Here is a 5008-nt window from a genome sequence, read left to right as displayed (position 1 = left end):
GTCCTCCAGGACCGACAGCACGACGTCCACCGAGTGCGGCGGGACGACGGCGACCATGCCGACGCCCACGCCACCTGCCCGAACAGCACCCGCACCGGCGCGTCCCCGGCCGTCACCGGGACGCCGTAGCGCAGCAGGAAGTCCGCCGCCGGGCCCGGGTCGACGGCCAGGTCGGCCAGGCGCCCGCCCCGGACGGTCCGCACGTGCGCGGCCGCGTCCTGGCGCACCGGCAGCGCCACGCCGAAGGTGTCCCCCTTCGACGCCACGCGATCGAGCGCGGGCCGCGACCTGCACAGCAGCTCGGCGACGCGCGGGAAGCGGCCCGCCCGGCCGGACTGCATCGGATGGAGGTTGAGGAACAGCGCGTCGGAGCCCGCCAGTTGGGCGGCGACGAGCTCGGACCACGTCTGGGTGTCGGACTTCGACCACGCGGTGTGCGGCCAGTTCTCGACCTCCGGTTCGCTGCGCACGTGTGCGGGCCGCAGCGCCCGCTGCACCTCCAGCATCCAGACGGAGAAGCTCAGTTCGCGCCCCGGTGCGTCGGAGTAGCGGGCGAAGTGCGGCCGGTGCGAGACCCGTCCGTCGATGGCGAGCGCGTCGAACAGGGCCGGCCAGTCGCGGCCCTCGACGGAGTGGACGCCGGGTTCGGAGCTCATCAGCCCGAGCTGCGTCCGCCCGTCCGACCGCTCGGCGACGACTTTCGCGACCGCCTGCGCCACCTCCAACTGCGCTTCGCGCCAAACCCGTTGGAGTGCAGCGCGCCACGGGTGGGGAGCGCCCGGAGCCGTCACGGCGGAGACGACCTCCTCCCGGGTCACCGACGACCCCAACGCCTCCCCCAGCCGGTCGAGCATCAGCGGCTCGAAGCCGCCGCCCCACTCCAGCGGGGCGTGGTTGTGGTAGCGGAAGTCGTCCTCCAACCACAGCACCCGTAAGCCGAGTTCGGCGAAGCGCCCGTAGTGGGCGGTGAGCCAGGAGCGGAAGCGCGGGCAGGCGAAGGAGGCCTGGGCGGTCGCGACCGTACCGGTCGGGCCGACCATGGGGGCGAAGCCCAGCCGGTCGACGCGCCCCCGGTCGGCGTGCCCGGCCGTCACCCAGGGGTTGAGGCTCACGTCGAGCCCGGCCTCCCGCAGCACCTCCGAGGCGGCCCGGGCGGTCTCGTACAGCCGGTCCTCGGCCTCGCCGGACGGGTGCCCGGCGGACAACTCCTCGGCCCCGAGCAGCAGCACGACCTCGTCGACCCCCGACTCCCGGCAGAACGCGGCCAGTTCGGCGGCGTCGGACGCGGCGTGGAGCTGGAACCTCAGGTGGTACCTCGCGGGCACGGCGGGTCTCCTCACTTGGTGCTGCCGGCGGTGAGGCCGGCGCGCCAGAAGCGCTGCAGGGACAGGAACAGGACGACCAGGGGAATCGCGGACACCATGGCCGCCGTGACGACGACGTTGAGCGGCGGCGCGCCGGGCCCGATCGCCCGCTGGGCCTGCCAGCCGACGACGCCGACGGTGACCGGCTGGAGGTGGTCGTCGGCCAGCATCAGCACGGGGAGCAGGTAGTTGGTCCAGATGGCGACGAACTGGAACAGGAACACCGTCACGAGCGCGGGCGACATCACGCGCAGCGCGATGGTGGCGAAGATCCGCAGTTCGCCGGCGCCGTCGATGCGCCCGGCCTCGATGAGCTCGTCGGGCACGGACGCGGCGGCGTAGATGCGCGCGAGGTAGACCCCGAACGGGCTGACCATGCTGGGCAGCAGGACCGCCCAGTAGCCGTTGACCAGGTGCAGCTGCGAGAACAGCAGGTACAGCGGCACGGCGAGCAGCGGCTGCGGGACGAGCACGGCGGCGAGCACGCCGTTGAACGTCAACTCCCGGCCCCGAAATCGGTACTTGGCCAGCGCGTACCCCGCCATCGCGGAGATCAGGGTGCTGGCACCCGCGCCGCCGACGGCGTAGAGGGCGCTGTTGCCGAGCCACTCCCCGTAGATGCCGCCCTGCCTCGTGAACACCTGCTCCAGGTTGTCGGCGAGCGCGAAGTCGCCGAACCAGAAGCCGTTTCCGGAGAACAGCCCGCTGCTGGTCTTGGTCGACGCGACCAGCAGCCACCACACCGGTGCGAGGAAGTAGCCGGAGGCGAGGAGCAGCACGCCCAACACGAGCCAGCGGGAGGCGGGTTGGCGCCTGGACGCGGTGTTCACTGCTCGGCTCCCCTGCGCTGGACGAGCTTGAGGAAGCCGAAGGAGAGCGCGAACGCCAGCACCGCGAGGACGACGGACTCGGTGGCCGCGAGGTTGAAGTTGTCGGCGTCCACGGCGTTGTAGGCGGCGTAGATCGGCGTGTAGGTGCTGCTCAGGTTCGGCGCCACGTTGTGCAGGATCGCCGGCTCGTTGTAGAGCTGGGCGGTGCCGATGATGGAGAACACCGTGGTCAGCACGAGCGCCGGCCGGATCATCGGCACCTTGACGCGCCACGCGACGCCGAAGGCCGTGCAGCCGTCCATCCGGGCGGCCTCGCCGATCTCGGCCGGGATGGACTGGAGGGCGGAGTGGAGGATCAGCATGTTGTAGCCGGTCCAGCCCCACGTGAGCATGTTGCCGATGGTGGGGCCGAGCATCCCGTCGGACGTCAGGTCGAGGTGCAGTCCGAGGTGTTCGGCGGCGGCCGTGATCGGGCTGAGCCCGGGGGCGACCAGGTAGGACCACATGATCGCGCCGACCACCCCCGGCAGCGCGTACGGCAGGAAGAAGGCGAGCCGGAAGAAGCGCTTGAACATCGTCGACCCGGCGTCCAGGAGCAGCGCCAGCACCAGGGCCAGCAGCAGCATCACCGGCACCTGCACGACGCCGATGACGAGCACCCGCAGCAGCGAGCCGCGGAACTCCGGATCGCCCAGCGCCGTCGCGTAGTTGCCGAGGCCGGCGAACACCTGGGTGGGGGCGGTGAGGCCGAGCCCGGAGCGGTGCATCCGGTAGAGGCTCTCGTGGACGGTGTAGCCGATGGGCGCGAGGTAGAGGGCGGCGAACAGCAGCAGGAAGGGGGCCAGGAACAGCGCCGCCGTCCGGCCTTGTCGACGGGGGCCGCCGGAGCGCCGCCCGGACTTCCGCGCTGCTGTCCGCCCGGCGTGGACGGTCGTCATGGGCGTGCTGCCTCCTCGGTGAGTGACCGTGGCGGGCCCGCGCCCATGGGGGTGGCGCGGGACCGGGTGGACGGGTCGTCAGCCGCCCGCGACGGCGAGGCCCTGCTGCTTCATGCCGGCCACCGTCTTGCCCTGCACGTCCGCGAGCACGCCCGGCAGGGTCGCGCCCCCGGTGCCCGCCTTGCCGAGCCCGTCGCCGAGGTCGGTGGACGTCTGGGTCATGGTGGGGCCCCACTGCCAGTCGGTGGCGATGTGGGCGCTCGCCGCCCGGAACACGTCGAAGATCACCTGCCCGCCGAAGAACGGATCCGGCTTGCCGAGCGCGGGGTTGGCGAGGCCGGAGGTCGCGGCCGGGTAGATGCCGGTCACCGTGATCAGGTCGCCGAGGCTGCCCGCGTCGGTGCTCATCCAGGTGGCGAACTCGGCGGCCTCCTTGGCGTGCGCGCAGCCCTTGAGGACGGCGGTCGCCGAGCCGCCGTCGTTGCCGTAGGCGGGGTTGGCGGCGTCCCAGACGGGCATCGGCGCCACCGCCCATTGGCCCGCGCCGCTCTTGACGCTGCCCGCCAGCGTGGGCGCGTTCCACACCGCGTTGACGTCCGACAGGATCCTGCCGTCCGTCAAGTCGGCGTACAGCGTGGGGTCGTAGCTCGGGTCGGCCTTCAGGAGCTTCTGGTCGAGCAGGTCCTGCCAGTAGCCGGCCACCTTCTTGTTGGCGGCGCTGTCGAGGCTCACCTGCCACCGGTCGTTCCCGGTGCCGAACCACGTGGCGCCGGCCTGCCAGGCGAGCCCGGCGTAGTTGTAGGCGTCGTTGCCGAAGTTGCCGAGGTAGACGGTGGGATCGGCGGCGTGCACCTTGGCGGCGTCGGCCGCGTACTCGTCCCACGTGACGGGCGGCGCGGTGATGCCGTACTTCGCGAACAGGTCCTTGCGGTAGAACAACGCCATCGGCGCGGTGTCGACGGGGATCCCGTAGGTCTGCCCGCCGATCGTCACCTGCTTCCACGTCCACTCGGCGAACTGCGACTTGGCGTCAGCGGTGTACTTCGAGACGTCGGTGAGGGCGCCCGCCGCGGCGAAGCTCGGCAGGGTTTCGTACCCGACCTGCGCCAGGCACGGCGCGTTGCCCGCCTTGGCCGCCGTGAGCATCTTCGTGTAGCCGCCCTTGGCGCCGGACGCGGTCTTGCCGAACGTCACCCGGACGCCCGGGTGGGAGGCGTTGAACTTCGCGACCACCTGGTCGTAGCCGGGGGCCCAGCCCCAGAACTCCAGCTCGACCACACCCCCCGCGGACGCCGCTCCCTGCCCGGTACTTGACGGTCCGGAGGAGCAGCCGGCCGCCAGGGCCGACGCGGTGACGACGGCCAACGCGGCAACGAGCCTGCCGGCGGCGGGACTTGGCTTCACGTGCGCCTCCTCGGTGAGGAACTGAGGGAACCTGGGCACTGCGAATTCGTTCGGTTATTGTTTGAACCAACTCCGGCCGAAGTCAAGAGACGAGGAGCCACCGATGAGCCCCGCACAGGACGGCACCGGCGTCCGGAACCTGGCCATGGCCGGACCGGCCGTCGCCCGCGACCGCTCCTCCTCCCGCCGCGCCAACCTCGGCCTCGTGCTGCGCCTCCTGCGCGACGACGGCCCCCGCACCCGCACCCGGATCGCCGACGACACCGGCCTGCCCAAGGCCACCGTCTCCAACCTGACCGCCGAACTCCTCGACGGCGGCCTCATCCGCGAGGGCGGCACCGAGCCCGACCGCACCACCGTCGGCCGCCCGGGCCAGTGCGTCGAGATCGACGGCACCGGCGTCCACGGCATCGGCGCGGAGATCGACGTCGACTACGTCAGCCTCCTCGCCGTCAACCTCAAGGGCGAGGTC

Annotated in this window: 5 protein-coding genes; 1 reads left to right on the top strand and 4 read right to left on the bottom strand. The window is 72.0% G+C overall.

The window, feature by feature from the left end:
* From AB0O00_RS29340 to AB0O00_RS29325, 4 genes are all read right to left on the bottom strand, one after another.
* Positions 1–1325, bottom strand: a 1325-nt coding sequence (locus tag AB0O00_RS29340; protein WP_363656843.1) for a hypothetical protein, incomplete at its 3' end; no start/stop codon positions are given.
* Between the two features lie 11 nt (positions 1326–1336).
* Entirely contained in the window at positions 1337–2194 is an 858-nt protein-coding gene (locus tag AB0O00_RS29335) for a carbohydrate ABC transporter permease (protein WP_363656841.1), read from the bottom strand.
* Positions 2191–3132 carry a sugar ABC transporter permease gene (locus AB0O00_RS29330; protein WP_363656840.1) on the bottom strand — a complete coding sequence of 314 codons (942 nt, stop codon included), beginning with the start codon at positions 3130–3132 and terminating at the stop codon, positions 2191–2193. The genes AB0O00_RS29335 and AB0O00_RS29330 overlap by 4 nt, the downstream gene beginning before the upstream one ends.
* A gap of 78 nt (positions 3133–3210) precedes the next feature.
* A complete protein-coding gene (locus AB0O00_RS29325) occupies positions 3211–4536 on the bottom strand; it encodes a sugar ABC transporter substrate-binding protein (protein WP_363656838.1) in 1326 nt (441 codons plus the stop codon).
* A gap of 103 nt (positions 4537–4639) precedes the next feature.
* On the opposite strand from AB0O00_RS29325, the gene AB0O00_RS29320 reads away from it, so the two are divergent.
* A partial coding sequence (locus AB0O00_RS29320) for a helix-turn-helix domain-containing protein (RefSeq protein ID WP_363656836.1) occupies positions 4640–5008 on the top strand: 369 nt, incomplete at its 3' end.

Source organism: Kitasatospora sp. NPDC093558, from assembly GCF_040683475.1.
Lineage (GTDB): Bacteria > Actinomycetota > Actinomycetes > Streptomycetales > Streptomycetaceae > Kitasatospora.
Note: the sequence above shows the minus strand (reverse complement) of the source record. Positions and strands in the feature narration are given on the sequence as shown.